Origin of the sequence: Brachyspira catarrhinii (genome assembly GCF_005518285.1) — a bacterium.
Lineage (GTDB): Bacteria > Spirochaetota > Brachyspiria > Brachyspirales > Brachyspiraceae > Brachyspira > Brachyspira catarrhinii.
Genome location: NZ_SJDU01000229.1, coordinates 1 through 3,835 on the forward strand (window position 1 = coordinate 1; position 3,835 = coordinate 3,835).

General features: G+C 35.8%; 3 protein-coding genes and 1 pseudogene. 2 read left to right on the top strand and 2 right to left on the bottom strand.

Annotated elements, in window-relative coordinates:
- Positions 1-12: 12 nt before the first annotated feature.
- Positions 13-1,455, bottom strand: coding sequence for a hypothetical protein (locus EZH24_RS08515; RefSeq protein ID WP_236847130.1), 1,443 nt, complete (start codon positions 1,453-1,455; stop codon positions 13-15).
- Between the two features lie 11 nt (positions 1,456-1,466).
- Positions 1,467-2,513 (bottom strand): 2-oxoacid:acceptor oxidoreductase family protein, encoded by a 1,047-nt coding sequence (locus tag EZH24_RS08520; protein WP_137998742.1) that lies wholly within the window; start codon positions 2,511-2,513, stop codon positions 1,467-1,469.
- A gap of 244 nt (positions 2,514-2,757) precedes the next feature.
- Here EZH24_RS08520 and lspA point away from each other — a divergent pair, with 244 nt between their 5' ends.
- Positions 2,758-3,348 (top strand): signal peptidase II, encoded by a 591-nt coding sequence (lspA, locus tag EZH24_RS08525; RefSeq protein WP_137998743.1) that lies wholly within the window; start codon positions 2,758-2,760, stop codon positions 3,346-3,348.
- 26 nt (positions 3,349-3,374) lie between these two features.
- Positions 3,375-3,758: pseudogene (locus EZH24_RS08530) on the top strand (RluA family pseudouridine synthase); the annotation flags it as partial.
- Positions 3,759-3,835 lie beyond the last annotated feature (77 nt).

The window sequence follows — 3,835 nt, forward strand, 5'->3', positions numbered from 1 at the left end:
CCAAAAGCACACTCAACCTTCTATGCCTTTCATGAAAGTATTTATTCCAGAGAATATACCGCAGCCGTTACAAGCGCCATGTCCTTGAGCGTAACGATATGCTTTACCCGTCAATTCTCTCAAAGGAGGAACTTTAACATCGAGCTTTTTAGTCTGTTCGTTCATCGTCACGGTTATTCCAGATTTTTGACTTTCTATCGTTAGAGGCTCATGAATAGGTTTCATTTCAACGCCAGCATGTCCCATATATTGTTCCAAATAATCATGTCTTTTAACGCTTCCAGCTTTTGCAAGTTCGTCAATGCCGACTTGGAATAGTTTTTTAGCGCTATCCAATGGGAATTCCGTTCCGCCGAGTCCGTATGTTCTACTTACCACCGTAGTTTTATTATTAGGGTCGTTTTTCAAAGCCGCTCTTATTTCCGTAGACATATTTCCGCCCATGCCAGAATAAGTGTCTTGTCTGTCGCCCACAACCACAACTTTAACATTTGCAAGCAATTTTTGAAGTTCTTTTTCGGGGAAAGGACGAATTTGAGATATAGCAAAAGCTCCTATTTTGAGTTTAGGATTTTCTTTTGTAAGTTCGTCTACCGCCAAAGTCGCCGTTTCGTAAGCGCTTCCGCAAACCATCAAAGCCACATCGACATTATCCATTTTATAAGTTTCTATCGGCTCGTATTTTCTGCCAGATAATTGAGCGAATTCTTCGAATACATCGAGTATTATTGGGCGAGAGTCTTCTAAAGCTTGAGAGAGTTGCAATTTGCTTCCCGTAAGTTCATCTTCGTTCATATAAGGTCCGATTGTAACGGGATTTTTAGTAGGTTCGATAGATGTAACTTCTGGATTATATTTTCCTAAAAAGTTTTGAACATCGCCATCGTTTTTGAATAATTGAACTTTCTTCTTTTGGTGAGAAGTAAAGAATCCGTCCGAAGAAACTATTATTGGAAGTTTAGCTCTTTCGGCAATTTTCAAAGCCAAAATATTGAAATCGTAAACCATTTGAGTGGTATGAGCCATTATTATAACCCATCCCGTATTAAGCGCCATCATTATATCCGATTGGTCGCATTTAATATCCAAAGGTCCAGAAACCGTTCTGTTTACCACATTCAATACCATTGGGAATCGAGTTCCAGATTGAACTGGAAGCTGTTCCATTGCAAATAGGAGTCCGTTAGCGCTCGTAGCATTGAATACTCGTCCTCCCGCCGTGGTAGCTCCGTAGCAAATACCAGCCGCTCCATGCTCTCCGTCTCCCGGTATCATACATACCGTGTGGCGTCCGTTAGCCTTCATTTCGTCCAAATATTCCGCTATTTGAGTGGAAGGCGTTATTGGGTAATAACCCATTACATGATAATTGATTTGAGCCGCCGCTATAGCCGCAAGCTCGTTACCGCTTTCAAGTATATTTTCTTGTTCGGCAAGTTTGTATTTATTAGCCATTTATACGCTCCTTATTTATTTTTCTTATAACGACTGTAGGTTAATTTATCCACATCGAAATCTACTTCCAATTCGATTCTTAAAGCCTGCTGGTCTTTCTCCAAAGGTTTAGGAGCATAAGGACCTTTAGGACAAGCTCTAACGCATTTTAAACAACCTTTACAGTATTGATAGTCTATGCCCATCATATTCATAGCGGTTACTTCGGGTTTCTTCCTGTCGGGACCTCTTTCCCATACTATGCATAAATCTGGACATACCGATTCGCATTGAGCGCAGTCTATACAATTTGCGGGATTGAATACGGGAATTTTGCCCGTTCTTGTAACTTGCAAATCTTTCAAAGTGCTGTTTCCCGCCGCGTTGATATAACCGCCCGTTAACTGATTGTTTTTTCCGTAAACGGGTTCTGGTTTTTTGTAAGGAATATAAGGGTATTTGTCTTCGGGAGCGAACATTTCTTCTATAGAATCGTCATATCCTCTTCTAAACGCCTCTATATTCGGCTCTACCAATTCGGGCTTTTTTCCGTCAAACTGTTTTCTAATTTGCTTTTCAAACAGTTCTTTTTCTATGAACGGAAGCTGTTTAATCATAGCGCCCATAATAATGGTGTTGGCGGCTTGCGAAGGAAGATGCAAATCGCCCGCAATTTTGATAGCGTCCACACAAACTACTTTTCCTCCATGAAGTTTAGCGAAATCTCTCGCTTCTTTTGGAGACATGTTGGTGTTAAAAATAACTATCGCGTCATCTTTAACGCCCATTAATGTCATCGGGTTTTTCAAAAGATTCATATGGAAAACCGCGACTACATGAGGTTCTTCAACGGTAGAATTGACTCTAACCGCAGTTTCCGAATCCGCAAATCTAACGAAAGATTTAACGGGCGAACCTTTCTTTTCGGAACCGTAACTTGAGAATGCGGCGCCGTTATAGCCTTGAGATAAAACGCCTACATCTGCAAGCATTTTTCCCGCGCTGTTCGCGCCCATTCCGCCTATACTTTCGAGACGTATCTCGAAAAAGCCTAAATCATTGACTTTTGGGAGTTTCACAATTCTTCTCCTTTTACTATAAAATGAGATTTTGGTATTAATATTGCCACTACAATATCAATTCTTTAATTATTTTACAACCGAATACGATAAAAGTCAAATTAATTATTTTAATATTAATAATAGAATATTATAATAAAAATCTATGATATTACTTGCGTCTTGTAATTTTTGTTAATATCGATTATTATTAAATCTAATTAATCTAATTAAATTAAATAATTTATAAAACGGCAGAATTACGATGAAAAAAATATTAACAGAAATAAAAGCGAAGAAAATATATTTTTTAATTTCCGTATTAATATTTATTGCGGATATGGTTTCAAAATATTTTGTGGATAAATTTTTACAACCTATATATATAAAAAAAATCATAGGAGATATTTTGGTTTTCGCATATACGGAAAATTACGGAGTCGCTTTCGGATTTTTGAATAATTTGCCCGAAACCGTTAAAAATATTATGCCTCATCTTTTGAAAATTATTGTCGCTGTCGCTATGGTTTTAATATTTTTTATTATGATTTCGATTAATCCTAAAAAACAAAAATTATCAATGATAGGTTTCACTATGATATTGGGAGGAGCGCTCGGCAATTTGGTCGATAGAATTATGCACGGATATGTCACCGATTTTATAAGTATGGGATTTAACGAAACGATTCGATTTCCTTATCATTATAATATTGCGGACGCTTCGATTACTATAGGAATTGCCGTTATAGCGATTGGAGTATTTTTCTTTAAAGAAGATTTTGAAAAGAAATCCGAAACCGAAAAGATTAAAGAAGCTATTAAAAAAGCGGTTGAGGTTAAAGAAGAAGACGATTAAAAAAACGAAAATCAATCTTTATAAGCATGTCAAATAATAATGAAAGTTTTTTTAAAATAGAAAATAAAGAGGATGCAAATAAAAGACTCGATATTTTTTTAAGCGAAAAACTTAATATAACTCGTTCTCAAGTAAAAAATTATTTGAATTCAATAATAGTAAACGGACAACCTAAAAAATTATCTTATTCCTTAAAATTAAACGACATTGTAATTATAGAAAATAAAATTACTAAAGAATATTTTGAAGAAGAACCTAAACCCGAAAATATTCCATTAAATATAATATACGAAGATAAATATTTAATCGTAATAAATAAACCTGCGAATATGAGCGTTCATTGTTCGGCATCAGAGACGAGCGGAACTTTGGTAAACGGTTTGCTTTATCATATAAAAGATTATGATTTTTGAATATTCTTAAAACTTTAATATATGTTAAGGCTTCCTTTCCGTCTTCTCTAACCGTCATTTTTTTTCTGTATAAA

Coding starts and splice junctions, on each gene's coding strand:
- EZH24_RS08515 (WP_236847130.1), bottom strand. CDS start 1,455: ATGGCTAATAAATACAAACTTGCCGAACAAGAAAATATACTTGAAAGC.
- lspA (WP_137998743.1), top strand. CDS start 2,758: ATGAAAAAAATATTAACAGAAATAAAAGCGAAGAAAATATATTTTTTA.